Annotated in this window: 25 protein-coding genes and 2 pseudogenes; 13 read left to right on the top strand and 14 right to left on the bottom strand. The window is 67.9% G+C overall.

Translation table 11 applies throughout. The features are described 5' to 3' along the window. Nucleotides 1-134: 134 nt before the first annotated feature. Nucleotides 135-1,058 (top strand): nuclease-related domain-containing protein, encoded by a 924-nt coding sequence (locus OG594_RS00845; RefSeq protein WP_266594592.1) that lies wholly within the window; start codon nucleotides 135-137, stop codon nucleotides 1,056-1,058. Here OG594_RS00845 and OG594_RS00840 read toward each other — a convergent pair. Further along, on the bottom strand, nucleotides 1,031-1,657 hold the full coding sequence (locus tag OG594_RS00840) for a YdcF family protein (protein WP_266602499.1): 627 nt from the start codon (nucleotides 1,655-1,657) through the stop codon (nucleotides 1,031-1,033). The two genes, OG594_RS00845 and OG594_RS00840, sit on opposite strands and share 28 nt — an antisense overlap. 947 nt (nucleotides 1,658-2,604) lie before the next feature. Between OG594_RS00840 and OG594_RS00835 the strand changes: the two genes are divergently transcribed. Together OG594_RS00835 and OG594_RS00830 are read left to right on the top strand one after the other, a co-directional pair. Continuing rightward, complete coding sequence (locus OG594_RS00835) at nucleotides 2,605-3,816, top strand: Shedu anti-phage system protein SduA domain-containing protein (protein WP_266594591.1); 1,212 nt, start codon at nucleotides 2,605-2,607, stop codon at nucleotides 3,814-3,816. A gap of 135 nt (nucleotides 3,817-3,951) precedes the next feature. Continuing rightward, nucleotides 3,952-4,574, top strand: a pseudogene (locus tag OG594_RS00830) (tyrosine-type recombinase/integrase); the annotation flags it as partial. 359 nt (nucleotides 4,575-4,933) lie between these two features. Here OG594_RS00830 and OG594_RS00825 read toward each other — a convergent pair. From OG594_RS00825 to OG594_RS00810, 4 genes are all read right to left on the bottom strand, one after another. Further along, nucleotides 4,934-5,578 (bottom strand): response regulator transcription factor, encoded by a 645-nt coding sequence (locus tag OG594_RS00825; protein ID WP_266594590.1) that lies wholly within the window; start codon nucleotides 5,576-5,578, stop codon nucleotides 4,934-4,936. A gap of 1 nt (nucleotide 5,579) precedes the next feature. After that, entirely contained in the window at nucleotides 5,580-6,761 is a 1,182-nt protein-coding gene (locus OG594_RS00820; RefSeq protein WP_266594589.1) for a sensor histidine kinase, read from the bottom strand. 5 nt (nucleotides 6,762-6,766) lie between these two features. After that, nucleotides 6,767-8,986, bottom strand: a complete 2,220-nt coding sequence (locus tag OG594_RS00815) for an MMPL family transporter (protein WP_266594588.1) — start codon at nucleotides 8,984-8,986, stop codon at nucleotides 6,767-6,769. Between the two features lie 387 nt (nucleotides 8,987-9,373). Continuing rightward, nucleotides 9,374-9,934, bottom strand: a complete 561-nt coding sequence (locus OG594_RS00810; protein WP_266594587.1) for a hypothetical protein — start codon at nucleotides 9,932-9,934, stop codon at nucleotides 9,374-9,376. Between the two features lie 219 nt (nucleotides 9,935-10,153). On the opposite strand from OG594_RS00810, the gene OG594_RS00805 reads away from it, so the two are divergent. Then, nucleotides 10,154-10,984: a hemolysin III family protein gene (locus OG594_RS00805; protein WP_266594586.1), complete on the top strand. Its 831-nt coding sequence runs from the start codon at nucleotides 10,154-10,156 to the stop codon at nucleotides 10,982-10,984. Nucleotides 10,985-11,051: 67 nt separating this feature from the next. Here OG594_RS00805 and OG594_RS00800 read toward each other — a convergent pair whose 3' ends face one another. Beyond that, complete coding sequence (locus tag OG594_RS00800; RefSeq protein WP_266594585.1) at nucleotides 11,052-11,411, bottom strand: PRC-barrel domain containing protein; 360 nt, start codon at nucleotides 11,409-11,411, stop codon at nucleotides 11,052-11,054. Nucleotides 11,412-11,918: 507 nt separating this feature from the next. Here OG594_RS00800 and OG594_RS00795 point away from each other — a divergent pair. Next, nucleotides 11,919-13,127 carry a PP2C family protein-serine/threonine phosphatase gene (locus OG594_RS00795; RefSeq protein WP_266602497.1) on the top strand — a complete coding sequence of 403 codons (1,209 nt, stop codon included), beginning with the start codon at nucleotides 11,919-11,921 and terminating at the stop codon, nucleotides 13,125-13,127. Nucleotides 13,128-13,175: 48 nt separating this feature from the next. On the opposite strand, the gene OG594_RS00790 is transcribed toward OG594_RS00795, so the two are convergent. Next, on the bottom strand, nucleotides 13,176-13,514 hold the full coding sequence (locus tag OG594_RS00790; protein WP_030755667.1) for a MerR family transcriptional regulator: 339 nt from the start codon (nucleotides 13,512-13,514) through the stop codon (nucleotides 13,176-13,178). Nucleotides 13,515-14,795: 1,281 nt separating this feature from the next. Between OG594_RS00790 and OG594_RS00785 the strand changes: the two genes are divergently transcribed. Both OG594_RS00785 and OG594_RS00780 read left to right on the top strand, forming a co-directional pair. Next, nucleotides 14,796-15,011: a hypothetical protein gene (locus OG594_RS00785; RefSeq protein WP_266594584.1), complete on the top strand. Its 216-nt coding sequence runs from the start codon at nucleotides 14,796-14,798 to the stop codon at nucleotides 15,009-15,011. 215 nt (nucleotides 15,012-15,226) lie between these two features. Beyond that, entirely contained in the window at nucleotides 15,227-15,400 is a 174-nt protein-coding gene (locus OG594_RS00780) for a CsbD family protein (RefSeq protein ID WP_266594583.1), read from the top strand. Nucleotides 15,401-15,475: 75 nt separating this feature from the next. Here OG594_RS00780 and OG594_RS00775 read toward each other — a convergent pair whose 3' ends face one another. From OG594_RS00775 to OG594_RS00765, 3 genes are all read right to left on the bottom strand, one after another. After that, the gene (locus OG594_RS00775; RefSeq protein ID WP_266594582.1) at nucleotides 15,476-15,922 is read right to left on the bottom strand and encodes a DUF2267 domain-containing protein; all 447 of its coding nucleotides are present in this window, start codon (nucleotides 15,920-15,922) and stop codon (nucleotides 15,476-15,478) included. Between the two features lie 54 nt (nucleotides 15,923-15,976). Further along, nucleotides 15,977-16,372 (bottom strand): DUF2267 domain-containing protein, encoded by a 396-nt coding sequence (locus OG594_RS00770; RefSeq protein ID WP_266594581.1) that lies wholly within the window; start codon nucleotides 16,370-16,372, stop codon nucleotides 15,977-15,979. 96 nt (nucleotides 16,373-16,468) lie between these two features. Next, the gene (locus tag OG594_RS00765) at nucleotides 16,469-16,903 is read right to left on the bottom strand and encodes an Hsp20/alpha crystallin family protein (RefSeq protein ID WP_202197780.1); all 435 of its coding nucleotides are present in this window, start codon (nucleotides 16,901-16,903) and stop codon (nucleotides 16,469-16,471) included. Between the two features lie 129 nt (nucleotides 16,904-17,032). Between OG594_RS00765 and OG594_RS00760 the strand changes: the two genes are divergently transcribed. From OG594_RS00760 to OG594_RS00745, 4 genes are all read left to right on the top strand, one after another. Continuing rightward, entirely contained in the window at nucleotides 17,033-17,713 is a 681-nt protein-coding gene (locus OG594_RS00760) for an HSP18 transcriptional regulator (RefSeq protein WP_266594580.1), read from the top strand. Nucleotides 17,714-17,787: 74 nt separating this feature from the next. Next, nucleotides 17,788-18,186 (top strand): STAS domain-containing protein, encoded by a 399-nt coding sequence (locus OG594_RS00755; protein WP_202186079.1) that lies wholly within the window; start codon nucleotides 17,788-17,790, stop codon nucleotides 18,184-18,186. 421 nt (nucleotides 18,187-18,607) lie between these two features. After that, complete coding sequence (locus OG594_RS00750) at nucleotides 18,608-18,883, top strand: isoamylase early set domain-containing protein (protein WP_266594579.1); 276 nt, start codon at nucleotides 18,608-18,610, stop codon at nucleotides 18,881-18,883. Between the two features lie 1,227 nt (nucleotides 18,884-20,110). After that, on the top strand, nucleotides 20,111-20,470 hold the full coding sequence (locus OG594_RS00745; RefSeq protein ID WP_266594578.1) for a hypothetical protein: 360 nt from the start codon (nucleotides 20,111-20,113) through the stop codon (nucleotides 20,468-20,470). A gap of 108 nt (nucleotides 20,471-20,578) precedes the next feature. Here the strand turns inward: OG594_RS00745 and OG594_RS00740 are convergent, their stop codons facing one another. The 4 genes from OG594_RS00740 to OG594_RS00725 all read right to left on the bottom strand — a co-directional run bounded on the left by OG594_RS00740 (nucleotide 20,579) and on the right by OG594_RS00725 (nucleotide 23,421). Continuing rightward, a complete protein-coding gene (locus tag OG594_RS00740) occupies nucleotides 20,579-20,890 on the bottom strand; it encodes an SCO5918 family protein (protein WP_266594577.1) in 312 nt (103 codons plus the stop codon). 51 nt (nucleotides 20,891-20,941) lie between these two features. Next, nucleotides 20,942-21,346 carry a CBS domain-containing protein gene (locus OG594_RS00735; RefSeq protein ID WP_266594576.1) on the bottom strand — a complete coding sequence of 135 codons (405 nt, stop codon included), beginning with the start codon at nucleotides 21,344-21,346 and terminating at the stop codon, nucleotides 20,942-20,944. Nucleotides 21,347-21,392: 46 nt separating this feature from the next. Next, nucleotides 21,393-22,907: a DEAD/DEAH box helicase gene (locus tag OG594_RS00730; RefSeq protein WP_266594575.1), complete on the bottom strand. Its 1,515-nt coding sequence runs from the start codon at nucleotides 22,905-22,907 to the stop codon at nucleotides 21,393-21,395. Nucleotides 22,908-23,217: 310 nt separating this feature from the next. Continuing rightward, the gene (locus tag OG594_RS00725) at nucleotides 23,218-23,421 is read right to left on the bottom strand and encodes a cold-shock protein (RefSeq protein WP_266594574.1); all 204 of its coding nucleotides are present in this window, start codon (nucleotides 23,419-23,421) and stop codon (nucleotides 23,218-23,220) included. A 527-nt stretch (nucleotides 23,422-23,948) separates the two neighbouring features. Between OG594_RS00725 and OG594_RS00720 the strand changes: the two genes are divergently transcribed. Both OG594_RS00720 and OG594_RS46995 read left to right on the top strand, forming a co-directional pair. Further along, a complete protein-coding gene (locus OG594_RS00720) occupies nucleotides 23,949-24,080 on the top strand; it encodes a hypothetical protein (RefSeq protein WP_266594573.1) in 132 nt (43 codons plus the stop codon). Nucleotides 24,081-24,603: 523 nt separating this feature from the next. Next, nucleotides 24,604-25,628: pseudogene (locus tag OG594_RS46995) on the top strand (IS630 family transposase). Nucleotides 25,629-25,846: the final 218 nt, after the last annotated feature.

Here is a 25,846-nt window from a genome sequence, read left to right as displayed (position 1 = left end):
GTGGGTAGCTCAGCCACAGCTCTCCACCCGCACAACGAACCGGGCCGACGGCAGGAGCGGCACGCCGGCGGTCTTGCCGACCTGGCCACCAGCTGTTGGCATGTGTGTGGCGACGGCACGCAGGGGGGCGGCTGATGAGCGATCTGACGGTGCATGCGTGGAAGAGGCACGGCAAGGACCGGCTCTACGTGAATCTGCCGGACGGCACGGCTGTCGCCTGGGCGGATCGGGCGACCAAGACCGTGACGATCAAGATGCGGAAGTACCAGGACGAGGCGCTGACCCTTCTCCGACGTCACCTCGGTGAGGGGCTCACCGTCGGCTCCACCCCCTCTCCCGCTCGTGAATCCCGCCCTGCGTCCCCCACTCGGCAGCCCGGGTCGTCCACCCCTCCAACCCGGAACCACCGATCCGAGCGGCCGGCGGCTCTCCCACCCCTCAGTCCCAGTGAGGACCTGGCGAGGAATCGGCCAGGCTCCCGACTTGTCGGGACGATCGCCGAGCGGGGGCCGTCGACGCTTCAGCGGCTGAAGGCGAAGTTACTCCGGCAGTCCTCGGACTGGGACAGCTGGTATGCCGGCCTCGAAGGGGAGAGGCGGGTGGGACGTGAGCTGGAACGCCTGTCCCCACTGGGCTGGCGGGTACTTCACGGCATCGAGAAGGGGAACGGCGGCGACATCGACCACCTGCTGATCGGTCCTGGCGGCGTGTTCAGCATCAACACCAAGAACCACCGCGGCGCCTCGGTCTGGGTCGGCGACTCGATGGCCAAAATCAACGGCGGGAAGCCACGGCCGTACGCGGTGGCAAGCCACGCTGAGGCGGACTTCGTGCGGCGCGTTCTGGGGAGGTACTGCGCCTTCAAGGTGCCTGTCGAGCCTGCCCTTGTCTTCGTCGGCATCGCGTCCCTGGATCGGGCGGCGACGCAGTACTCCGTTCGCATCTACCAAGAGCGTGAGGTGGCGTCTCTGGGTCCGCTCACAGGCAAGCTCACACCAGAGCAGGTGGAGCAGGTGTTCGCGGTCGCTCGTCACCGGCGCGTCTGGCTCCGGGCCTGACCCGGCGCATCCCGCAAAAGTCGACTCGTGAAGCCTTGCCGGCACAGTCGTTCGTACGCCTCGGTCACGTCGTCCGGGACGTGCTGGCTGATCATGAATCCCTGTTCTGGGTAGATCAACAGCCGCTGCAACGCGCCGACCAACATGTCGATGACCAAGCGGGCATCACCGATGGAGTCGACGTACTCGTCCAACGTCATCGGGCTGGAAGCGCTGACGAACTCGACTCCAGGCCACAGCTTCCGTGCGGTGGCGTACGCGCGTCGCTCCTCGTACGGCTTGCTGATCAGCAGTACGGAGGAGACGTCGACACCAGCCCCTTCGAGTAGTTCTCGGCTGAAGCGGATGTTCTCACCCGTGTTCTGAGCGCATGGCTCCACGAGCACGGCCGAGCTGGGCACCCCGAGCTCCAACGCCCGCTCGCGGTAGTGGACGGCCTCTCCGCGGGGCATTCGTTCGCGCGTCGTCGGGCTGGTGGCCCCGGTGAACACGAGCAGGGGAGCCATGCCGCGCCGGTACAGGTCGACCGCAGCATCGGCCACCCCCAAGTCGTGGCTGCCGAGTCCGATCGCGACCGAGCAGGCGGGGTTTGCCTTCAGACTCCCTTCGCAAGGCGGACGAACATGGTCGTATGAGCCGCTGCTCTCGGTGCTACACCGCCGCATGGCTGGTGATTCCGAAGTGCGGATTGCTCTTTGGGTCGCTGTCGCCCTGAAGGACTCTATGGTCCGCGCATGCCAGCCCTCGGATAAGGCCGCGTTGATCTACCAGCACTTTGATCACCACAGGCGGAAGGAGGAGCTGGCGGGGCTGCACGGGATGGTCGCGCCGCGCGGCAGGAGGCTGCCGAACAGGCCGCGCAGGGGAGGCAGGTGGTGTGCAAGCGGCGCGCGGCGCCTAGATAGGTCTGGACAACGACAAAGCCCCGGGTCGCTGACCTGGGGGCTTTGCTATGGAGCGGATGACGGGCATCGAACCCGCGCTATAAGCTTGGGAATCATCCGGCACCGGGGTAGGTATGTGCGGCTTGACCTGCGGGAATGTCTCGCATTCGGGCGGTGTCCGCCGTTCCTGGTGCCCCCATGTTGACCGCTGCTCACCGCCTCTACTGGCACGTTATGGCACGGTCCCTCGTCACATCCCCAGCCCGAGTAGCCGTGGATGGAGGACTCGGCTACGACGGCATACCGTTCCTGCGAGAGACCGGCGGTGTAGGCCGGAGGTTCCGGCAGCGGCGTGCAGAACGTGACCTGCGCGATCTGGAGATCGTCGTTGAGCCCGCCTAAGGAGAGCGAGAGGCAGGCCCCCGCACCAGGTCGCTACCGAGGATCTGTCGAAGAGCAGGCCGCGGAGCATCGGCGCAGCAGCGTGCTCGCGCGTGCGGCCGCGGCGACGGGCTCGGAGGGGTGGTCGTAGTCCGTTGTCCCGCAGCCGTTGACGATGGTCTCTTCTGCCAGTCGGTCGAAGTAGGGCCCGGCCGAGTCGGGGGTAGAGAGCGGTCAGTACCCGCGAGGGATTGTCACACCTGCCGGTCACACTTACGCCCATGGGTGTCAGATCAGACTTCTCACTGGACCTGCAGCTTGAGTACGTTCACGAGCAGGCGGCGAACGACGAGGTGAAGCGAGCGATCACCTCTGTGATCCAGCACATGAGAACTGGAGTAGGTGGCCACCGCAGAGGCGGGAAGGCGCTTGTGCAACTCTTGGCAGAGGCGCGCGGGCACGCAGCCTCGGTTGGTGAGTGGGAGGTTGTGCGGCTGCTGCAGGACTCTCTCGATTACGCCGAGGAACGGATCCTGCAGCCGGAGTTCCACGAGAGATACCGTCTTTTTCGAGATGGCATTCGCAACCAGCGGCTTCGGCGGTTTGTGGCGGGCACGCTTGAGATCAACTTCAAGTACGTCGCCGAGGCGGGTCGCGAGTTCATGGAGCAGCATCCCGGCGCAGGTGTGGATGATCTGTTGGCCCATATTGACTCACTCAGCCATGACGCGCGGTACCTCGTAGCGCCGGAAGGCCGACCAGGGCGCTACTCGCTCCTTCGCGGCCGGGCGGAGAGGATGGTGTGGCTGGAACGTGTGCTTCAGGAACGGGTCGATATCGAAGATCCAGAGGAATCCGCTCAGCGGATTGCCGCGTCACCAGAGGCATGGGCTCTCCTGGCCGCTGACCCAGATGGCCAGATGATCCTTCGCGCGGCCCAGCTGCAGCAGCGCTCGGCCCGGCTGGCCAGCCTGCGCGAAGTGGCGGAGGACAGAACAGCAACCGAGCTGGACCTACAACGGGCGTTGGAGGGACAGCACTGGATCTTTGGCGGGCGATTCGTTGGGGAAGCTGCCCAGCGCAGGTTGGTGTCCGGTGACGAGGTCGACATTCCTCTGATTCGCGGGGATGGAAGCCTTCACATCGTCGAGTTGAAGCGTGCCGTCAGCATGCAGGGGCCTCTAGTGAAGCGACATCGCGGAGCCTGGGTACCCACTGCTGCGGTGCACGATGCCGTCGGGCAAGCGGTTAACTACCTTGTCGGGCTGGATGAGAACCGTCAGCAGATCTTCGAAGAATTCGGCATCGAGACACGCCGGGCGAGCGCCATCGTCCTGATCGGCCATCCGGCTGTACAGCCGAGCGTGCCGGAGCGGGAGATCAACGAAGCGTTGCGGACGTTCAACACGCACGTGAACCGTGTTGAGGTCATCACGTACAAGGAACTCATCGACAACGCCGGACGCTCCCTCGGGGATCCCTCCGGGACGTAGGGGCTGCCCCGGGGCAGACGGTGGATGACAGAGGGCCCTGACTGCTCGGCGCCCCTCGGCTTGCCCGAAAGGACGTCGGGGTCGGGCGATTCCCGACGAGTGGACAGTCGCCAGCATTGATCCAGGTCTTCGCGGCTCGCCGAGGCCATAGGTATCCGCTGGCGACTGATGGTGCTGCTGGGCGCCTTCGCCTCCATGAGACCCGAGGGGTTGGGCGAGCTGCGTCGCGCCGACATCGACCTTGACACCGGATCCGTGCGCGTCCGACGTGCGGCTCCGGAGTTGAACACCGGACGCCGTGTGACCGGCGACCCCGAATCCCGGGTGGGTAAACGGGAGATCATGCTGCCCGGCTTCGTCCTCCTCGACGTACGCCGGCACCTGGACTGGTACGCCCAGCCCGGACCCGAGGGTCTGGTGTTCGTGGGGAGAAGGGCGCTGCCCTGCGCGGCACCGCCTTCGGCCGCAAGTGGCGCAAGGCCCGCGACGTGGTCGGCACGCCGAAGTCGTTCAGGTTTTACGACCTTCGTCACACCGGGCACACCCTGTCGACGCGGTCCGGGGCGAGGCTGAAGGACACGATGGTCCGCGCCGGCCAGTCGTCGGAGAAGGCCGCGTTGATCTACCAACACTCTGATCACGAGCGGCAGAAGGAGGTTGCCGGCGGGCTGGACGGGATGGTGCGCGCCGCGCGGCAGAAGACCGCCGAGCAGGCCGCGCAGGGGTCAAGTGGTGCGCAAGTGGTGCGGGACTCCTGAGCAGGTCTAGACAACGACGAAGGCCCAGGTCTGTGACCTGGGCCTTCGTTCAAGAGCGGATGACGGGAATCGAACCCGCGCTATAGGCTTGGGAATCAACGGTGCTCGGGCTGCTCACGTGGTCTCTGACCTGCAGAAACCCTCCCCAGGGTGTGCGTTTGGAGATGCCTTCGGAGCCCGGTGTTGTCCGCTGTTCACCGCTCCGAAGGGCACGGATGGGGCACGTGCCGGGAAGGCGCGGCTACGAGCGCGTTCTGTGGGTGCTGCGAAGGCGGTGACGGTCCGCAGGGATGCGGCCGGGAGCCGACGCCTGCGGCCGTAACCACTGAGCAAGCGGCTCAGGTCGAGCCGCAGGCGGGCTAACGCCGGTCCAGTAGACCCCCCTGCAGGGCCAGTACGACCGCGCGCGTGCGGTCGCTGACGTTCAGCTTGGCGAAGATCCGGAGCAGATGGGTCTTCACCGTGGCCTCGGAGATGACCAAGCGCTTGCCGATCTCCGGATTGGACAGGCCGTCCGCGACAGCACTCAGCACGTCCACCTCGCGCGCGGTGAGCGTCACCGGCGAGGGCTGCCGCATCTTGGCCACCAGACGCTGCGCGACGCGTGGGGCCAGGACGGTCTCGCCCCGGGACGCTGAGTGGATGGCCTCGACGAGCTGCTCGCGGGTGGCGTCCTTGAGGAGGTAGCCGGTCGCGCCCGCCTCTACTGCATGCTCGATCTCGGTGTCGGTGTCGTAGGTGGTCAGGATCAGCACGCGAGTACCCGGACGGCCCGCGACGATCTCGGCGGTGGCACCCACCCCGTCGAGCACCGGCATCCGCAGATCCAGCAGCGCCAGGTCGGGCTGCAGCCGGTCGACCAGCTCGACCGCCTCCCGGCCGTCGCTTGCTTCGCCGACGATGTCGATGGTGGGCTCGGAGGCCAGCAGCGCAACCAGGCCGGCGCGCATCACCGCGTGGTCGTCGGCCAGGATGATGCGGAGCGCGTCTGCCGATGTAGTCATGTCACACCTGACCGTTCGTGGGAATCATGGCGAGGATGCGGGTGCCATCTCCAACCGAGCTGGTGACGGTGAGTTCGCCGCCGAGTTCGGCGAGGCGTTTGCGCATGCCGTTGAGTCCGAAGCCTCGGGACTCCTCGACCACGAAGCCCCGTCCGTCGTCGATGATTTCCAGCTCGATGCCGAACGGCTGCCGTGCCAGGACGATGTCCACGGCGGAGGCTGCCGCGTGCTTGCGGATGTTGGCGAGGGACTCCTGAGCGCAGCGGAGCAGCGCGATCCGAGTCGGTTGGTCGCACTCGATGTCCGGCAGGTCTGCGGTGACGGTGACCCCGGTGTCCTCGGTGAACCGGTCCAGGGTCCGCCGCAGGGTTCTGGCCGCCGAGCCGGGAGCCACGCCGCTCTGGGGGGCTGAGCCGACGAGGACGCGGGCCTCGGCGAGGTTGTCGCGGGCGGTCTGCTCGATGGATTGCAACTGCTGCGCGCTCCTCTCCGCATCGGTTTCGAGGCCGGAGCGGGCCGCCTCCGCCAGCGCGATGATGGAGGCGAAGCCCTGGGCGAGGGTGTCGTGGATCTCCCGTGCGAGGCGCTCGCGCTCCTCTGCGGCGCCCTGGAGCCGGTGTGCCTCGGCCAGGCTGAGCTGGGTGCTTTTCAACTCAGTGCGCAGCTGGGCGCGTTCGTCGCGCAGTTCAAGGGCCCGGGGCGTCAGTACGGCGATCAGGACGCTCACCGCGTAGACAGCGAACGAAGAGATGGCGTTGGTGGTGAGGACCTCGGCGTTCAGGCCCTCCCGCAGGCTGCCGCCGACCGTGATGGCCACGGCGCCGAGCCCGCTGTAGACGATCGAGGACCGCAGACTGTTCACGAAGATGACGAACTGTGGGAGCGCCAGCGTGTACAGCACCCCGAAGCCGTCGCGGAGGTAGGCGAGTCCGCCCAGGACGGGGACCAGTAAGGCCAGATAGGCGTACGCGCCGAGCACCGGATTGCCGGGGCGTCTGCGTACGAGCCCGTAACAGATGCCGAGAAGTGCCAGCAGCCCCAGCGACCCGTAACCGGTCGGGCGGGGGGTGTCTCCCACGATGGTGATCACGGCCAGCAGGCCAATGATCACCCAGGACATGACGTCCCACCAGTGGAGCATCCATATCCAGAACGGGTCCCCGCGCTGCGGACGTTGAAGCATGATCGTCAGACTACGTTCTCGAATGGACGGGGAGCCGGGGTGGTGATCTGCGCCGTAGGGGACGACCGGGTCGGCCGGAGCGGCCACCATGCCCGCTCGCCGAGAAGAAGCAGGAGAGACGGCAGGACCATGAGCCGGATGACCACGGCGTCCAGCAGTACGGCCACCGCCAGACAGAAGCCCATCTGCTTCATCTCGGTGAGGTGCAGGGCGACGAAGGCGCCGAACACCGTCACCATCACGATCGCCGCGCTGGTTACCACCTTGGCCGACCGGGTGATTCCGTCCAGCACTGCCTCGCGGGCTGACATTCCGTTGTGCATGGCCTCTTGGATCCGGCTGACCACGAATACCTGGTAGTCCATCGACAGGCCGAAGAGAATCACGAAGAGGAACAGGGGCACCCGGGACGCGATCGCGCCGAGGGAGTCGAAGGCCAGCAGGTCCTCCGCCCACGTCCCCTGGAAGAACACGACCAGCAGGCCGAGCGAGGCCCCGGCAGACAGCAGATTGAGCACGACGCCGATCAGACCGATGACCACCGAGCGGAACGCCCACACGGTCATCCCGAAGGTGACCAGCAGCAGGAACCCGATGACCAGCGGGAGCTTGCTCTTCTCGTGATGCACGTAGTCGCGGCCCCGGGCCACGTCACCGCTCACCCCCGTCTCCACGCCGGACAGCATGCCGACCGTGGCGGGCACATGGTCCTTACGGAGATGCCCGAGCGACTCGGTCGCTTCGGCGGAGGGCGCGGGGTACGGGACGGCCAGCTCCAGCACACTGATCCGGCCGTCGGCCGACGTACGCACCTCCGGCTCGGCGGTCCTGGCGAACAGAGGATCGGCCTGCGCCCGCCGGCCGAGATCCGCCAGAGCCTGCCTCACCTCCGGGGCCCGGTCCGGGGTGGAGCGGGCGACGACCTCATGCTTGACCAGAAGCTCCGGAAAGGCTGCGTTCAGCCGGTCGTAGACCTGCATGGCCGGGATGTCGCGCGAGAAGGTGTCCTTGCCCGGGTCGATGAGCTTCATGCCGAGCGCGGGCGCCGCCAGGGCGAGCATGACGAGCACCGATACGCTCAGGGTGACGGCGGGACGCTTCTGCGCGGGCCGCAGCAGGGCGCCGAACACCCGGCCCGTTTCGGCCGCCGCCCGCTTCGTACGGACCGGTTTGCCGCGGCTCGCCCGGCGGGCGGCCTTGCGGGCCGAACGGCGCTCGGACCGGCGGCCGATCGTCGCGAGGAGTGCGGGAAGTACGGTCAGGGAGCTGACCACGGCGACCGCCACGACCAGGATGGTCCCCGTCGCCAGCGAGGAAAAGATGACGTCCCCGGCCAGATACAAGGTGGCGGTGGAGACGATCACGGCGAGGCCGGAGACCACGATGGACCGGCCCGCGGTCGCCGCCGCCAGCTCCACCAGGGCTTCCGAGCCGAGCCGACCACCGGCACGGGCCCTTTCCTCGCGTTCACGCTTGAGGTAGAAGAGCGTGTAGTCGACTCCCACGGCCAGGCCGATGAGCAGGATCATGTTGGTCCCGACACCGGGGTCGGGGAGGCCGTGGGACGCGATCATGGACAGCCCCAGGGCGCCGGCGATCGAGGAGAGCGCGAGCAGCAGCGGCACACTGGCCATGACCACCGATCCGAAGACGATCAGCAGGGTGATGAGCGTGACCGGCAGCGTGATGCGCTCGGAGAGCGCGAGGTCCTTCCCGCGCTGATCATTGACGCCCTTGCTGATGGAGGGGGAGCCGGTCTCCTCCACGACCAGGTCGGGGTACTCGTCGCGCACCTTCGCCGTTTGTTCGAGGAGCGGGACGACGTTCTTCTTGCCGTCCAGCTCGGGGCCCTTCAGGACCACCGAGACCCTGAGCACCTTGCCGTCCTTGGAGCGGACCGGGGCCGCCACGCTGTCCACCTCGGACAGCTTCCGCATCCGCTCGGTGAGGTCCCGTGCCGCGGAGTCGGCTGCGGCCATGTCCGGAGGTCCGGACTTGGCGTAGAAGATGATCTGCTCGGTGGGCCTGCGCTGCAGGCCCCCTTCGGCTGCCATCGCTTCGGCGCGCCCCGCCTCACCGACCCGGAAGTCCTCGACGCTGGCCTCGTTGGTGCCGACCGCGATGCCGACGCCGAGGCACAGAAAGACGAACACGAACCAGCCGGCGATCGCACGCCATGCGTGCTGGGCGCTCCAACGGGCTATCTGCACAGGGAGTTGACTCATACCGGAGATCCTGGTCGGCGGGGTGCACAGCCCGACACGCCCGGCCGGTTGAACCTGCCGTCCACCGGTCGGTGGACGGCAGGAGAGCGCTACCGCTGTCAACGTCCTTGCAACCGCCTGGTAGAAGCCCGCCGAGCAGGCCGGTCAGGGGGAAGGGGTGCCAGCAGGAGGTCGCCGGGGGCATCGACGCCCGGGTACGCGCTGCCCGCGTCAAGGGAGCGGTGAAGAGGCAGGCGAAGGGCGCTTGACGATCGGTGGGTGAGGGGAGGGAGGCGTCTCGCCTTCCTCCCCTCACCGGCTCTCTGGGTGCCGTTGGACCCGAACAGCAGCGGCGGCGCTCGTCGATGGCCCGTCTACGGCCGTGCCGTGTCGAGAGGAGGCTGGCGCTCAGACACACCTCCATGCGTCGAGGAAGGCTTTCCGCTCAGCCGGATCAGCTGACTTGTGGTCCGCGTGCAGGACCCGCCAGGCGGTGAGTTCGAGATCCCGGAGCCACAGCTCGCCGATGACCTGCGTCTTGAGGTCGGGGAGGTGGTCGGATTCGGCGAGCGCCTGGCCGATTACCTCTCCGGCTGCGACGCGCTGGGGCGGGGTCATCTCGTCGACAGCCGAGAGGATCTGACCGGCCAGACCGGTTCCTTCTCCGGCCAGCGAACTCAGCACGAACGTCTTGATGTTGGCGGGCAGCAGGTAGAGGGAGCCTGAGGTCCTCCACAGGTCCGACCAGAAGCGTTCTCCGGCCTCGGTGGGAGCGGGGAGCGCGGCCAGCAGTCCGAGGAGGTGCGCGGTGGCCGCGTACCCATCGGAGTGGGCGGATGCGACGACGGCGATGTCGGCGACGCGCTCGACGTCGATTCGGCCCGCTTCGAGGCGTGGGTCCAGTCCCAGTCGCTGTTCCAGCTGGTGGGAAAGGGGGGCGGATGCGTGGGAGCGGAACTCGGGAAGCATCGGCGGTCCTTGAACGTAGGAGAGCGGAGAGGCCCGTTCGGAAGCCCTGATCGTTCCCGTGGCCCGCCGACTTACACGACTTCCACGGCCCCAGTTGGCGGCAGGCCTCCAGGGCCGGAACCATGGACGGCTGAACAAACCGTGTCCGGCGGTGCCGGCCCGGTGGTCCGAGGCAGGCCTCGGGCCATGCTCCTGCGGGCAGGCTCCTAACATGAGCACGTGGTTGCCAGTGACGCCCAGCAGTCCGAGGCAGGAAGGGAAGCAGTGTCCCGCGACGACGTCGAAACCGGCGGTGTGTCTTCCGCACCGACGGTCGGAGGCTGCGAGGCAAGTGGTCCTCCCTCCGGATCGCACCGTGACAAGGCCGCCGAGGACTCCCACCCGGTTGCCGACCTGGTCGAGCGAGCGGCCGATCTGGTGGAGCCGATCAAGCCGAAGCTACGAGGCTGGCTTCACGCCGGAATGGTCCCCGCATCGCTGGCCGCGGGCATCGTCCTCATCTGCCTGGCGGGGACACCGCACGCCACCCTGGCCTGCACCGTGTACTCCGTCACCGCCTGGATGCTGTTCGGGACGAGCGCCGTCTACCACCTGGGGACGTGGGGACCACTCGGTGAGGCCGTTCTGCGTCGCCTCGACCACGCCAACATCTTCCTGATCATCGCCGGCACCTGTACCCCGCTTGCCGTGCTCCTTCTCCCCCCTGACCAGCGGTCCGTCCTGCTGTGGATCGTGTGGACGGGCGCTCTGGCCGGCATCGCCTTCCGTGTCCTGTGGGTCGGAGCTCCCCGCTGGCTGTACACCCCCTGCTACCTGGCCCTGGGCTGGGCACCGGTGCGTTACCTGCCCGACTTCCTGGACAGTGGTGGGACGCCCGTACTCGCTTTGATCGTGACCGGCGGGCTTCTCTACAGTGCGGGCGCGGTTGTCTACGCCCTTCAGCGCCCCGACCCCTCGCCCCGCTGGTTCGGCTTCCACGAGGTCTTCCACGCCCTGACCGTGGCAGCCTTCTCCGCGCACTACATCGCCATCTCGTTCACCGTCTACTGAGCACGGCAATGTTCTTCCCCGGGGTTGCTGTCGCCCTGGGGCGGGCGAGTTGCCGGCCGGCTTCGGGTCAGGGTGCGAGGGGGCGGCGGAGGGAGTGGTAGTAGTTGCAGACGGCGGACAGATAGCGGTGGTCAGCCGTTTCGCTGTCGGTGGTGAACTGGGGAGCGGCTTTGATCTCTTCCCGGGTCCCTGAAACCTTTACCGTCCGTGTTTCGGTGTCGATGCCGGCGACGGCGCCGGCCGGGATCAGAATGCTCTTGCCGAACACCCACACGCCGGTGTCGACGACCAGGTGCTGCATGCCGGGCTGGTCCTGCTGGCGGTCCACGTGCCCGATGGTTCCGTCAGCCGCCTCAACCGTGAACCCCACCAGTGACTGCCGGGACGTGTAGCCGCTGTCCTGCGCGTACATCCACACACCGCTCACAACCCCGTCTCCGCACTCTCGGCTCGAAGGCGGCGGCCACAGCCACACCGCCGGCTTGACTCGCCATCCCCATGCCCCGGTGCTTGCCCCGCAACCGGGTCCTCAGAGGATTCCGGGCGTGCGCGCTATGCCGGTGGCCGGGCGGCGTCCCCGAGTAGGGCCGATGCCTGCTGTTCGAGTGAACCAGTCAGGCAGCGCGGCCTGCGCGGGCAGCAGCAGCCACCTGGCGTGCGGGTCCTCGGGCAGGGTTGAGCACGGTCGGCCCCGCGGGTTTCTCGGATCTGTGCCGGCCGTGGTCACAGGCTGCGACCCCGGATGGATGGCTTCGACGAGGCAGTGGGGGCCGACCGTAAGGCCTCGGGCGCTCGGAAAGAGCGTCGGGGAGCAGTTCTCGTGGAGGGGCCGGTCCCACGGTGTCGGAGGACGAGAGGAGCGGTCATGCCCCCAATCGAGGAGCGAGATCCAGGCGCCCATCAGGGACGCGCCGGCGGAGAGCAGCTGGTGGAGGTGGACCTTGCGGGCGTGCTCGCGGCAGCGGAATCCGCCTCCCCTGTGGAGTCACTGGACGTCGTCGCACGGATGCTCAGGGACCGCCTGAACGCTGCTGCGGTCTCGTTCCTGATCGTCGACTTCACCGGGTCGTCAGTGGTGCGGCTCGGGGCAGCCGACAGCGTCGAGTCCGACGAGCCCCCTGAGCGCGTCGCTCTGCCCGGCACCCTCTACGCGGACGCGTTGCGCACACAGCTGCCGGCCCTCCAGCGAGAGGGCAACAGCCGGGTCAGGGTCGTGGCGCCCGTCACCAACCGCGGCGACGCCATCGGCCTGCTCGAACTCTTCCTGCCGGATCACCCCGACGAAGACGCGATGAGGCAGATCGGCGCGACCGCTCACGCCCTGGCCTACATCGTGATCGCCAATCGGTCCTTCACCGACGTCTACCAATGGGGTCGCCGTACACGGCCCCTGAACCTGGCCGCCGAGATCCAGCACCGACTCCTGCCCACCTCACTGGCATGTGAGGCAGCCCAGTTCACGGTCGCCGGAGCGCTGGAACCGGCCACGCACGTCGGCGGTGACACCTTCGACTACGTCGTCGACCGCGACACCATGCAACTCTCCGTCACCGATGCCATGGGCCACGACGTGGAAGCCGCGCTACTCGCCACCCTCGCAGTGGGCGCCCTTCGCAGGGCCAGGCGTGCCGGCGCCGAGCTCGAAGTACAGGCCTTGGAGGCCAACCGGGCCGTCATCGACCACGGCAGGCGAGGCTTCGTCACTGGGCAGCTGCTGCGCATCAGCCTGCTCGACGGGAACACTCAGTTCGTGAACGCCGGGCATCCCTGGCCGCTCCGCCTCAGGCGGGAAAGGGTCGAGCAGATGGTTCCCGAGGCCGATCTCCCCTTCGGTATCCAGCCACGTACCGCCTATCGGGTGCAGCGGCTGGACCTGCAGCCGGGTGACCGCCTCGTGATGCTCACCGACGGCATGCTCGAGCGCCGCGCTGTGGAGGTCGATCTGCCCTCCCTGGTTGTGCGCACGGGCGATCTCCACCCCCGGGAGGCCTCCCGCGCTCTGGTCGCCGAGATTCTGCGCGCGCATGGCGGCCGTCTCCAGGACGACGCGACGGTCATGTGCCTGGACTGGCACGGTACCCACCAGGTCACACGCAGCGCTGACGCCGGGGCGGACCCGGCGGAGGCGTCCGCACCCGAATAGCACTCCTTCGACGACCGAGGCCCGCCGATCCCGACGGGCACACTCGGGTCAGGCCGAGGACGGCGGCGCGGATGATTCGGCGGCGCGGCGGTACTCGGCGTTGATGCGCTGGGCTTCCTCGAGCTGATCTTCGAGGATGATGATGCGGCAGGCGGCCTCGATGGGGGTGCCCTGGTCGACGAGTTCCCGGGCGCGGGCGGCGATGCGGAGCTGGTAGCGGGAGTAGCGGCGGTGGCCGCCCTCGGAGCGGAGCGGGGTGATCAGGCGGGCTTCGCCGATGGCGCGGAGGAAGCCCTGGGTGGTGCCGAGCATGGCGGCAGCCCGGCCCATCGTGTAGGCGGGGTAGTCGTCATCGTCGAGACGGCCGAACGAGTCGTCTGCTGTCATTGAACCTCTCTCATGGAACGCATGGAGGGGCCCTGGTGCCGTACGGCACCAGGGCCCCGAAGGAACTACTACACCATCTGTCGGCCCTGATACTGCGCCGACCCTGTGTTTCCGCCGACCCGACCGAGATGCTGCCGGGAGTGCGGGGATCGCGGTTGCTTGACCGGAGACCACCTCACTATCGATGTCCTGCGGTACCCGGGCTCAAGGCTTCCGCCCGGGCGATCCTGATGGTGCTCGGCTCCTCCGTTCTTCCCTCGGTGATCAACTGCTTACTGCTGGTACTGCTGTATTGCGTACTGCTCAGTGGCCTGTGTCAGCGCCACTCTTCGGCAGCCAGCCCCGTTGCCCATCCTGCGTCTGCTCTGGCTTAGAACCCCACTGCCGAACTTCCCGGTGCGTGCGTCCGCAGCCGACGCCTTCACCGAGGTGCTGCTCACTTACTTCACTGCTGGGTACTGCGAACTGCACTTACGGGTACTGCCACTGCGTCAACTGCTGGTACTGCTCACGGCGGCCCCTGATCACTGCGGGCCACCCGGTCCGGTCGTCAGTCCCGTCGCCGTCCTGCAACAACCCTGGCTTCGGAACTCCACCACCGCACCGTCCTGCGCACTGCAACTGCGGATACTGCTGCCCGGCAGTTCGTCTCTGCCAGGCCCTGCTGTCTCTCTGGGCTACGAGAGAAACCATAACCACGCCACAGCCCAATGTCTACTCCGGCCGTCATAGATTTTCGTGTGGCGGGTGAGGAGGTAATCGGCCTCGAACGCACGGTCGCTCCTGTCGATGCGCAGCACAGGGAGCAGCTGGGGGCGGTCAACGGTGTGTGCCTCATCGAGGGCCAAAGCAACGGTCGAGAGCGTCGCGGCACACCGGAAACGGTGTCCTGGAGGATGGAAGGATCGTTTTGACGAACGTGACGGACGATCATTGGGCGGACTCCAGCCGCGGCGCACAGGCCGGCAGCGGCCAGCGCAGAGCGGTTGGCAGTCTTCCGGTACAAGCGCGCCGAAGGCCTTCCCGTAGCCCGGCACACGCCCGTGGCCGGATTCCCGGAGAACCCCCGGACCAGGGCACACCCCTGTACACGCAGCTAGCCGAGGAATGGGCTGCCCGCGGCGCCGCCGTCCCCGGCCTCCCCGACCCGCTGTGGCAGCGTCTGGCCTCTTCCGAACACCTCAGGCGCGAGACGGAAAGCACCTTGCGCCAGCTCCACCTGGCGGGGGAGGCCCGCCCCGTGGATGGCTCAGCCGAGTCGGTTCAACCGGAGGCACTCCCGTGAACCACGCTGCACTGGTGTGCCGGGGCTGCTTCGGCAACCTCTACGCCGTCTCCACCAACCGCGCCCCCGCCGCACCCTTGCCCACCTGGGAAGTCGACCACGACCACACCTCGGCCAACTGTCCCCTGCGCCCTCTCCTGCCGCTGGAAGGTGCGGCCGCTCACGTCCACGAGCTCCCCGACGCCAGCCACGTCCTGACTGGGCCGGCCTGACACGATCCCGGCTCGTCACCACCGCGCTCCGGCTCGCTGGCACGGTCACCTCCATGAGGCGCCGCGCGGACCGCTGCGGCATCCAGGCCGGCTGGCCCATGGCCGAACGTTTCGCCCCGAGCGTCACCCCATTGCCGGCCCGTCTGTTTGGGAGGGATCCCACCGGTCATACGGGGTTCTGTAAGACCTTTCCATCGAACAGGGAGTGATCAGCTGTGTCTGGTGAGCAGAAGGCCGAGGCGAAGGGCGAGCAGGCCAAGGGCAAGCTCAAGGAGACCGCTGGCCGTCTGACGGGCAATGAGCGGATGACCGCCGAGGGCCGCGCGGAGCAGGCCAAGGGCGATGCCCGCGAGGCCAAGGAAAAGATCAAGGACACCTTCAAGCACTGACCCCTCGTGTCCACGGGGCCGGGACCGCAGGAGCGGTCCCGGCCCCGTTGCATGTCCGCGCGCAGCCGGCTCCGGTCAGGCGGCGGCGCGCTGAGGCCGGAGCAGTTGCGCCTGTCCGAAGAGGAGTGCGTAGTCGTCGGGGAGTCGCTGGAGGACGCGGGCAAGGAGGTCGGGTCCGGCGAGCGCGGTGACGGTGGCGAGTACGGCGCCGGTGTCCCAGCGGGCGATGGCCGGGCTCACGCCGGTTCGTGCGGCCAGGTCCTTGACGAAGCCCCAGCCGGTGAGCTGCTCGGTATCGGGGATCTGGGCGGTCAGGGTGAGGGCGGCTTCGACGGGCAGGCACTGAGCGAGGTCGACGCGCTCGTCACCGGTGACCTGCCGGCCGAGCGCGGCAAGCACGGTGCGGACGGCTTCTTCCGCGCGTTCGCGGGTGGGGTAGGCGCCCTCGTAGCGGACGCGTTCCAGCATCTGGTCGAACGTCATGGCGGGGGTGGGCCGGTCCGGTCGAGGCTGGTCGTACATGGTGCTGCGGTTGCCTTTCTCTTCGAAGGTTCGAGTTCCGGCCGTCGGCGCCGGTCAGATGGGCTGGGGGTGCCCGAAGAGGAGGTCGTAGCCGGGCGGGAGCTGGATCAGGACCTCGCGCATGAGGACGTCACCCGCCGCTGCGGCCACGGTGGAGAGGACCGCGCCGATGTCCCACAGGGCCGTCTTCTCGGTGGCGCCCTCGATCCAGGCCGCGGTCGCGCGGACGAAGCGTTCGGGTGAGAGCGGTTCGGCGGCCTGCAGGGGATTCAGAAGGATCAGGGCGTACGTCTCGGGGAGCCGGGCGGCGAGCTCGGCCCGCACGGTGCCGACCAGGTGCGCGCCCAGTAGGGCCAGGACGACGCGCGCCGCCCGTTCGGCTTCCGGCAGGGTCGTGTACTCGCCGCGTTCCTGGACGTGGGCCAGGAACGCCTCCCTGCGTATCGACATCACGTCACCTCCGGGGAGGGGTGAAGGGGCGAGGGGCGCGGAGGACGGGGTGCCGGAGGGGGATCGGTTCCCCGTCCTCCGCCGCTTTGGGGCCGATCAGCCGGAGATCTGCTTGCGGCCGGATTCGCCGCCGATGCTGATCTTCCGCGGCTTGGCGCGCTCGGCGATCGGGATCCGCAGGGTCAGGACGCCCGCGTCGTAGTCGGCTTCGATGTGCTCGGTGTCGAGGGTGTCGGCCAGCATGATCTGGCGGGAGAAGACGCCCAGGGGCCGCTCGGAGAGCTCCATCTGCACTCCGTCGGACTTCCCCGTGGGCCGACGCTCGGCCTTCACCGTCAGCATGTTCCGCTCGACGTCGATGTCGATCGCCTCGGTGCTCACGCCGGGGAGGTCGAAGGCGATCACGTACACGTCGCCCTGACGGTAGGCGTCCATCGGCATCACCGACGGCTTCGACCACGTGCCAGACGTACCCGACAGCTGCTGGACGATCCGGTCCATCTCGCGGAACGGGTCGGTGCGCATCAACATCGCGAAACACCTCCAGTTGGTTCAGGCAGAAACTGCCAATGCGCTTCAACGTGCCTCCGTTGTAACATGTCATCGAAACGATGACAAGTAAGCAGTCATCTGGAGGATGACAAGCCAACGGAGAGTCCCATGAACGAGGCCGAACGCGAGGCCACCCCACCGCCCACCCAGGTCCCCTTCCTCGCCGCCGCGGCGGCACTGGAGACCATCGACCAGGCCCTGCGGGACGCGCAGCGACCCTCCGCAGCACCAACGACGGCCCCGACGGGGCGCGCGCCGGACCCGGGTCCACACCCGGCCCTGGCCGCGCTGTTGCTGCTGCGCGAAGTCCGCGAGCAGCTCGCCGACTGGGAGAGCGGGCTGATCGAGACCGCCCGCGGGCGAGGCGCGAGCTGGGCCGACCTCGCGGGCCCGCTCGGGGTCGCCAGCCGCCAGGCCGCAGAACGGCGCTACCTGCGGCTGCGCCCGGGAGCGGTCGGGAGTACCGGCGAGCAGCGCGTCCAGGCCATGCGCGACACACGCGCCGCCGACCGCACGGTGACCGCCTGGGCCCGCGACCACGCGGCCGACCTGCGCCGTCTCGCCGGCCAGGTCACCGCTCTGACCGGTCTCCCCGAGGGTGCCGAGGGCGCCGTCGGCGACCTGAACCTGGCCCTCGCCGACGACGACGCCGCCCGCCTCGTCCGCCCTCTGATCGACACCCGTGCCCACCTGCGACCCGAGGACACCGAGCTCGCCGAACGCATCGACGCCCTGACCCGGCACACCGACCGGCTCCGCCAGGAAACCCACGACCAACGCAGCACTTGACCCGCCCCTCCCCCGAACCGCCGACCGGACCACGGGCTTCGGGGGCCACGCCACGAACCTGGGAGTGACCCACCATGGCCGAACGCCCTTCCCCGGAGGCCGGCGGCAACGCCATCGCCGTGGAAGTCTTGGAGCACGCCGTTGCCATCAGGCCCTCGGGCGAGATAGACATCGAGACGGCCCCCGCCCTGCGGTTCGCCCTCGCCGAAGCCCTCACCCACGCCTCGCCGGCCAAGCCCGTGACGGTCGACTGCAGCCGCGTCTCCTTCTGCGACTCCTCCGCGCTCAACGCACTCCTCGCCGCCCGGCGCGCAGCACAGGAGACCGGAACCGTCGTTCGCCTGGCAGCCCCCAACCACCAGCTCCTGCGCCTCCTGGAGATGACCGGCACCCTGCCCCTCTTCCCCGCGGACCACGACCCGCCGCCCGGCGACCGCTCTCCGGAGGGATGGCCGGACGGCCTGCCTCAATAGGCACACCGGTCGCGTACGGGCGCCGCCCGGGTCACCGGCGGGGACGGTCGCCTTCCGGGGCCAACCCCCTGGCGCCGACCAGGACCGAACCCTCGGGCCACCCTCGCTGAGGTGGGCTGGAGTGGGGGTGACACTGCTTCGGCGCCAGCCGGTCCGAAGTTTGGCGTGCTCGCCGAACGTCTGCTTCGCATGGCGCAGGACCCGGCCGGTGTGGCTACGGGGCCCCGGCCGGGTCCTGCTTGCGTGGGGCAACCGTCGTCGTACCCCACGTGCACTGTCACATGTGCCCGGGTGCGCGTCCTGCTGGGTGCAGCGGGTGGGTGACCCGGTGGGCAGTACGGCGGCGTCGGCGTGCGCGGCTCCTGCTCTGCCCTGACCATAGGCCCGTACTGTCCCTCCCCCTGTCCGTCAGGAGTCTCTCGTGCTGGAACGCGCCGTGCGCAAGAACCGCGCCAAGGTCACTTTCGTTCTGCCCGCCGACACGCCTGCGGCCGAGGTGAGCGTGGTCGGCGACTTCAACGACTGGTGTCCCGGCGTGCACCCTCTTACCCTCCGCAAGGACGGCAACCGCGCGGTCACCGTTGAGCTGCCCACCGGCAGCAACCATTCCTTCCGCTACCTGGCCGCCGGTGACTACTGGTTCAACGACGACACCGCCGACGAGCAAGACGGCCCCAACAGCCGTCTCCGCACCTGATCGCGTCTGGCAAGTGCTCTCCGATGCCGGCTTCCAGAAGATCGCTACCGCCGGCGAAGGTGCGCGCCTGATCCGGCATGCCTGTGGCGTCATGGTCGGTTGGCTTCCGGAGGGACACGCTGCCGCGAGTAGTGGCGAATAAGTCCGGGCAGCTGCCGTCCTGGGCGATGAAGCCGCGCCCTTCTCCGCGTGCAACCTTCACGGCGAGGGCGGAACGAAAGGAGGGGCCCCGGTGCGTTCAGCACCGGGGCCCCGAAGGAACTGCTACACCATCTGCCGGCCCTAGTCCTGCGCCGGCCTACTGTTTCCGCCGACCCGTCCGAACGGGGACAGGCTGTGCGGGGATCGCGGTTGCTCGACCGGAGACCACCTCACTATCGATGTCCTGCGGTACCCGGACTCACGACTTTCGCCCGGGCGATCCTGATGGCGCCTCAACTCCTCCGTTCTTCCCTCGGTGATCAACTGCTTACCAAACGGGAGAGACTGCGAACTGCGGGTTACTGCACTCACTGCGGTACTGCTCTACTGCGTACTGCTGGTGGCCTGTGTCAGCGCCACTCTTCGGCAGCCAGCCCCGTTGCCCATCTTGCGTCTGCTCTGGCTTAGAACCCCACTGCCGAACTTCCCGGTGCGCGCGCCCGCAGCCGACGCCTTCACCGAGGTGCTGCTTACTACTTCACTGCTGGGTACTTCGAACTGCACTTACAGGTACTGCCACTGCGTTAACTGCTGGTACTGCTCACGGCGGCCCCTGATGACTGCGGGCCACCCGGTCCGGTCGTCAGCGCCGTCGCCGTCCTGCAACAACCCTGGCTTCGGAACTCCACCACCGCACCGTCCTGCGCACTGCAACTGCGGGTACTGCTGCCCGGCAGTTCATCTCTGCCAGGCCCTACTGTCTCTCTGGGCTACGAGAGAAACCATAACCACGCCACAGCCCAATGTCTACTCCGGCCGACATAGATTTTCGCGCCCGTCGAGGAGAGCTAGACCTCTGCGGTGGGACCAGATGTGCAGAGCATCCTGCACAGCAGGTCAGGGGCTCGGACGCCCTGTCCCGTACGGCCGCCGTACCGGTGGATTCGGCTGGCCCATGGTCACCGCAGCGCCCGAGCAACCGGTGTCACCCGTCGGCCCTCCGGCGGGAAGACGGTGAGTGCTCTTCTCGACCGGTAGTCCTCCCCGTCGAGAGAACGGGACGACCGGTGCATAAACTCGGCTCCTATGTCGAAGCCTGACGAGCTGCTCGTTGACGTTGCCACCCTGGTGGAGTCCGGGCAGAGCAATCAGATGTCCCTGACCGTGGTCACCGGTGGCGCTGTCATCACCGGTCGGCTGGCACCGGAAGCTGTGTGGAGGCAGCGCGTGTCGGAGGTCCTGACTGACTCCACCCGCTTGGGCGAGTTCGCCGCCATCTTCACCGCCACGACACCTCACGAGGGACCGCCCACTCACCTGCACTTCCACGTAGCCCGCATCCTTCAGGGCACGGTCGGGATCCCGGAGACGGGTGGGATGTATCGCGTCTCGATCGCGGATGTCAGCGCATGGACCATGGGCGACTTCAGCTACTCCGACCACTGACCCGACATCGCGTAGGACACCCCTGGGTACGCGGGAGGGCCCGACCGGCGTATGCCGGTCGGGCCCTCCTCGCTGTGTTCGGGTGTCGGCTCGTGCCGGTCCTGTCCGTCAGACGGTCACCGGGATGCCGAGCATCGCTGAAGCCTGCTGGAGCGGGCTGAGGATGCGCGTGGGCACGGTAGCCAGGGGGAGGCCGCGGCAGGTGAACCCGAGCTGGGTCATGGCCCGGAGGACTTCACCGGCGCTGAAGTCACGCCGGTCCTGGCGGGTGATGACCTGGCCGACCTGCTTGACGGGGTAGGTACGGCGCCCGATGATCACGGACTCGCCGACGACCTGCTCGGGCTTGACGCCCTTCATCGACTCCAGGACACCGCTCTTGGTCAGGTCGAACGGGAAACGGGCGATGACACAGCGCATGTTGCCTCACAGGAAGAAGAAGGGGGGACGGCCGTGCCGCGGTGAGGCGGTTCAGCGGGCAAGGGCGAGGACGCCCAGAGCACTGCCCTGCTCATCGACGACCGGCAGGGCATCGAGCCGGCGGTAGCGCATCGCGTGTTCGGCTTCGGCCATCGTGGTTGCGGGTGAGGCGACCGGCCCGCGGTCCCCCAGCAGGTCGCGGAGACGGACCCGGTCGGTGTACGCCGCGCTGTCGTGGACAGCGGTGAGCTGGGCCTGCGTGACCAGCCCGGTGCACAGGCCGTCCTCGTCGCAGACGAGCAGATGATCCGCGCGGGCGCCGGCCATGACGGCCAGGGCCACCTCGACCGTCATGTCGTCACATACCTGTGGACCGGCCGCCTCCATCGCGTCGTCCACCGTCCGGTGCACAGGGTTGGCGTTCGTCGAGCGGTGCTGCATCTGGACCAGCGTCAAAACGTGCCTCCTGCAGAGATGGGTCAGTTTCCTGATCACGTGGTTCTCAGGCCGCCGCATCGAAGGCGGACTGCCGCACGCTCACGCGCCGGACCGTCGAAGCGGGCCGTCGCCTGCCGCGGGAGGCCGCGCTGCGCTTGGCGCGTTCGACGACGGGCGCGGTGATGACGACGGGGATGCCGGAGGGGGCTTGGGCGCCGGTGATCCGGTTCAGTGCCTCTTCGCCGGAGCGGACCTGGGTGGTCTGCGGTGTGATGCCGGCGGCCTGCATGAGGCGGGTCATGTCGCGGCGCTGGTTGGGGGTGACGAGGGTGACGACGCTGCCGGACTCGCCAGCGCGGGCGGTGCGGCCGCCGCGGTGGAGGTAGTCCTTGTGGTCGGTGGGCGGGTCGACGTTGACGACGAGGTCGAGGTTGTCGACGTGGATGCCGCGCGCCGCCACGTTCGTCGCGACCAGTACGGTCACGTGTCCGGTCTTGAACTGGGCGAGGGTCCGAGTGCGCTGGGGCTGCGACTTCCCACCGTGCAGGGCAGCGGCCCGCACTCCGCTGTTCAGCAGGTCCTGGGTCAGCCGGTCGACGGCGTGCTTGGTGTCCAGGAACATGATCACCCGGCCCTCCCGGGCCGCGATCTCCGTCGTCGTGCGGTGCTTGTCGGCGCCGTGGACGTGCAGCACGTGGTGCTCCATCGTCGTGACCGCGCCCGCGGACGGGTCCACCGAGTGCACGACGGGGTCGGTCAGGTAGCGGCGCACCAGCAGGTCGACGTTGCGGTCGAGGGTGGCGGAGAAAAGCATCCGCTGCCCCTCAGGACGCACCTGGTCCAGGAGGGCGGTGACCTGCGGCATGAAGCCCATGTCGGCCATCTGGTCGGCCTCGTCCAGGACGGTGATCGCGACCTGGTTAAGCCGGCATTCGCCACGGTCGATGAGGTCCTTCAACCGGCCGGGCGTAGCCACGACGACCTCCGCGCCTCCGCGCAGCGCTCCGGCCTGCTTGCCGATCGACATGCCGCCGACGACCGTGGTCAGGCGCAGCTTGACCGAGCGGGCGTACGGGGTGAGGGCGTCGGTGACCTGCTGGGCCAGCTCGCGGGTCGGTACGAGGACCAGTGCGAGCGGCTGACGGGGCTCGGCGCGCTGACCGGCCGTGCGGGCCAGCAGGGCCAGCCCGAAGGCCAGGGTCTTGCCGGAGCCGGTCCGCCCGCGGCCGAGCACATCGCGGCCCGCCAGGGAGTTCGGGAGGGTCGCACCCTGGATCGGGAAGGGCACGGTCACGCCCTGCGCGCCGAGAGCGGCCAACAGCTCGGCTGGCATGGCGAGGTCGGCGAAGGCCTCGACAGCGGGCAGCGCCGGAGTGATCGTCTTCGGCAGGGCGAACTCGCCTTGGATCGCGGCGGGCCGACGGCTGTAGCCGCCGGAGCGGCTCGGCCCTCCGGAACGGCTCGGGGCCGACGAGCCGAAGCGGTTCCCCCGCTCCGAACCGGTGGCAGCGCCGAAAGCGGGGCCACCGGTGCGGCTACGGGTACGAGAGGAACGGTCATTCGTACGAGTGCGGTTCATGCAGAACCTTCCTTGATACGGCACGTATCAAGGAATTCCCGCAGCGGAAAAGCAGCGCAGGGAATCACAAGAACGGGCCGAATGGAATGCGAAAGCGACTCTGGCCTACAGAGATTCTGCACGGTCGCAGGCGCCGAGATGGGGAGGCGTCATGTGGACGCGAAACCGAGAAAAATCGAGGGGGTGAATCGCCGAGCGGGCTTTAACCCTGAATACCTCGTCACGCAGGTGAACCCACTGCGGGAGATGCTTGCAGCTGGGGCCCGCACCCCGAGGGATGCGGGCCCCAGCTACGAAATGCGCGTCAGCGTCAGGCGGGAACGATGTTCTCGGCCGTCGGGCCCTTCTGGCCCTGCGCGATGTCGAAGTTGACCTTCTGTCCTTCCACCAGCTCGCGGAAGCCGGAGGAGGCGATGTTCGAGAAGTGGGCGAAGACGTCGTCGCCGCCACCGTCCTGCTCGATAAAGCCGAAACCCTTGGCTGCGTTGAACCACTTCACGGTGCCAGATGCCATGTCATATCTCCTTTGGGGCAGTACATCAGCATCCGCACTGGACGGACACCGTGTCGCCGCGATGATGCCCCGCCGGAAAATGACCCGGAAATATGAACCACTCGAATGTGGCCCGGAGGCCGACTGGAGTGCTTGAAGTTTTTTGGGTACCACAACTGCAACCGAGATCGACAGTAGCATGCTGAAGCGGCTTGTGGGCGTTGAATATCTCCATCGTGTGCGGTGCGGAAAAACTCTCCCTGCGAGGTCCATTAAACTCTCTGACCGCGGGGATAGATATTGATTCCCCCCGAGTGCAGCGTTTCGTGAGCAAGGGCGTCCGTCAGCCGCGACGTGCAGTCCAGGAAACGTGAGCCTGCGGGGTGGGTCCGCAGCGCCCTCCCGAAGGGATCCGCAGCTCGCAGGTGCTCCATGACGGTCTCGGGGGTGCCCACGGCAAGGCGGCAGCGACCCGGCCCCGCACCGCTGCACGTCTGTTCCGCAGCGCCCGACCATCACTGCGGTCGTTCGCGAAGCCGCTCTCGCAGGTGGAGGAGAACCTCGGTGTCGGCGACGTTGACCAAGGCTGCCAAAAGGATCCGGATGCGAACATCATCGCCATCGTGTACAGCCCGCACGATGGCCTCGACGGAGGCGGCCGCCTCAGCGGTAAGGAATGATGGGCCGGCCGTGGTCCGCACGTGAACGGCAGGGTCATCCGTGCCCGGCTGCTCTGCCGGAGTGCCCTGCGCAGGGTCACTGTCTTCATGCACCGGCACCTGCGGGAACCTCCTGGCGAAATGGTCAGCCGAACCGTGATCCCAGTGGCCATCTCACTGGCACGGCCGGACCATGAGCCGCCCCCGAGCTCCGGTGTGCAGCTTTCTCCGAGACTGTCCCGCTGCGAGGCGTGGCACTCTCGTCGCGAGCACCATTGGTGGGGAAGGTGGCGCAGGTGATGGCTGAGTTGAAGTTCGAAACCGTCCGGTGCCCGCACTGTTCAGCCTGCCCGGCCACTGGGCAGGCTCGCACCATCGCCGCCGACCGGCGCCGGGTGACGGTGACGTGGCATGTCCCTTCCTGCCCGCACTACGCCGCCGATCGCGTGTTGGCGGGGAAAGAGGACTAGTGCCGGATCAAGCAACGTTTGCCCCGTCCTGACATGTCGCCCGGTTGCTACGCCGGGCGGCGCCAGACGCCCAGATGGTGCTGCTGTCAGCGCAGGGGATGCCGGTGGCGAAGATCGCTGAGGTGACGTTCACCAGCGTGGACCGGGTCCGCGATGTGATCCACAACTTCAACGCCGACAGCTTCGAGTCGCTCTATCCGAAGTACAAAGGCGGTCGGCCCAGGACGTTCACCCTTCCCGAGCGCCGTGAGATCAAGAAGACCGCCAAGTCCAAGCCGGTCGAGCACGGCCTGCCGTTCTCGACCTGGAGCCTGGCGAAACTGGCCGACTTCCTGGTCGCCGAGGGGGTGGTCGACGACATCAGCCACGAGGGCCTGCGCATCCTGCTCCGCGAGGAAGGCGTCTCCTTTCAACGCCTGAAGACCTGAAAGACCTCCCGCGACCCCGACCACGCGGCCAAGAAGGCCCGGGTCCAGCACCTCTACGCGATCGCCGACGGCGAGGTCATACCCGACGAAGGCGGGCCCGGAGTCATCTTCTGCATGGACGAGTTCGGCCCCCTCAACCTCCAGCCCCACCCCGGACGGCAGTGGGCCGAACGCGGCGGCCGGCACAAGGACCCCGACCGCGACACCGCCCCCGCAGGCGAGCGACCTACAACCGCCCGCACGGCGTCCGGAACCTGTTCGCCGCCTACGACCTGGCCAAGGACCAGCTCTACGGGCACATCAAGAAGACGAAGAACCGCTCGAAGTTCCTGGAGTTCTGCCGCTACCTGCGCTCGCTGCACCCGATGGACTTACGCATCGCGATCGTCTGCGACAACTACTCGCCCCACCTGACCACCAAGCGGTGCCAACGGGTCGGGACCTGGGCCGAGGCGAACAACGTCGAGATCGCCTACACCCCGACCAACAGCTCCTGGCTTAACCGGATCGAGGCCCAGTTCACCGCCCTGCGCTACTTCGCCCTCGACGGCACCGACCACGCCAGCCACAGGGAGCAGGGCAGCATGATCCGCCGCTACATCATCTGGCGGAACAAGCACGCCCAGGATGAGCGCCTCCGCAGCGTCGTCAGCAGGGCGAACATCGCCTGAATCGAGCAGAGCGCCTCGTCAATCAGGCCCCAGCAGATGGGCGTCCTGGGACTGCGGATCCCAGATGACCAGGCGGAACTCCGCTGACAAGCTCCTCGATCGCCTTGATTGCCGCGTCGCTCCGCGACGAGAAGCTCAGATTCATGATCACGGGGTCGATACCGATCGTCAGCGGCGTCGACATCCACGGCGACTCTGCGGCGAAGGGGGGGGGCGGT

Source organism: Streptomyces sp. NBC_01214, assembly GCF_026340975.1.
Lineage (GTDB): Bacteria > Actinomycetota > Actinomycetes > Streptomycetales > Streptomycetaceae > Streptomyces.
Note: the sequence above shows the minus strand (reverse complement) of the source record. Positions and strands in the feature narration are given on the sequence as shown.

What these genes read in the sequence shown, in the direction of transcription:
- OG594_RS00820 (WP_266594589.1), bottom strand. Translation starts at nt 6,761, where the DNA reads ATGCTTCAACGTCCGCAGCGCGGGGACCCGTTCTGGATATGGATGCTC.
- OG594_RS00835 (WP_266594591.1), top strand. Translation starts at nt 2,605, where the DNA reads ATGGGTGTCAGATCAGACTTCTCACTGGACCTGCAGCTTGAGTACGTT.
- OG594_RS00740 (WP_266594577.1), bottom strand. Translation starts at nt 20,890, where the DNA reads ATGCGCTGTGTCATCGCCCGTTTCCCGTTCGACCTGACCAAGAGCGGT.
- OG594_RS00845 (WP_266594592.1), top strand. Translation starts at nt 135, where the DNA reads ATGAGCGATCTGACGGTGCATGCGTGGAAGAGGCACGGCAAGGACCGG.
- OG594_RS00790 (WP_030755667.1), bottom strand. Translation starts at nt 13,514, where the DNA reads ATGACAGCAGACGACTCGTTCGGCCGTCTCGACGATGACGACTACCCC.
- OG594_RS00760 (WP_266594580.1), top strand. Translation starts at nt 17,033, where the DNA reads ATGAACGAGGCCGAACGCGAGGCCACCCCACCGCCCACCCAGGTCCCC.
- OG594_RS00745 (WP_266594578.1), top strand. Translation starts at nt 20,111, where the DNA reads ATGTCGAAGCCTGACGAGCTGCTCGTTGACGTTGCCACCCTGGTGGAG.
- OG594_RS00730 (WP_266594575.1), bottom strand. Translation starts at nt 22,907, where the DNA reads ATGAACCGCACTCGTACGAATGACCGTTCCTCTCGTACCCGTAGCCGC.
- OG594_RS00810 (WP_266594587.1), bottom strand. Translation starts at nt 9,934, where the DNA reads ATGCTTCCCGAGTTCCGCTCCCACGCATCCGCCCCCCTTTCCCACCAG.
- OG594_RS00825 (WP_266594590.1), bottom strand. Translation starts at nt 5,578, where the DNA reads ATGACTACATCGGCAGACGCGCTCCGCATCATCCTGGCCGACGACCAC.
- OG594_RS00725 (WP_266594574.1), bottom strand. Translation starts at nt 23,421, where the DNA reads ATGGCATCTGGCACCGTGAAGTGGTTCAACGCAGCCAAGGGTTTCGGC.
- OG594_RS00815 (WP_266594588.1), bottom strand. Translation starts at nt 8,986, where the DNA reads ATGAGTCAACTCCCTGTGCAGATAGCCCGTTGGAGCGCCCAGCACGCA.
- OG594_RS00755 (WP_202186079.1), top strand. Translation starts at nt 17,788, where the DNA reads ATGGCCGAACGCCCTTCCCCGGAGGCCGGCGGCAACGCCATCGCCGTG.
- OG594_RS00765 (WP_202197780.1), bottom strand. Translation starts at nt 16,903, where the DNA reads ATGTTGATGCGCACCGACCCGTTCCGCGAGATGGACCGGATCGTCCAG.
- OG594_RS00775 (WP_266594582.1), bottom strand. Translation starts at nt 15,922, where the DNA reads ATGTACGACCAGCCTCGACCGGACCGGCCCACCCCCGCCATGACGTTC.
- OG594_RS00770 (WP_266594581.1), bottom strand. Translation starts at nt 16,372, where the DNA reads ATGTCGATACGCAGGGAGGCGTTCCTGGCCCACGTCCAGGAACGCGGC.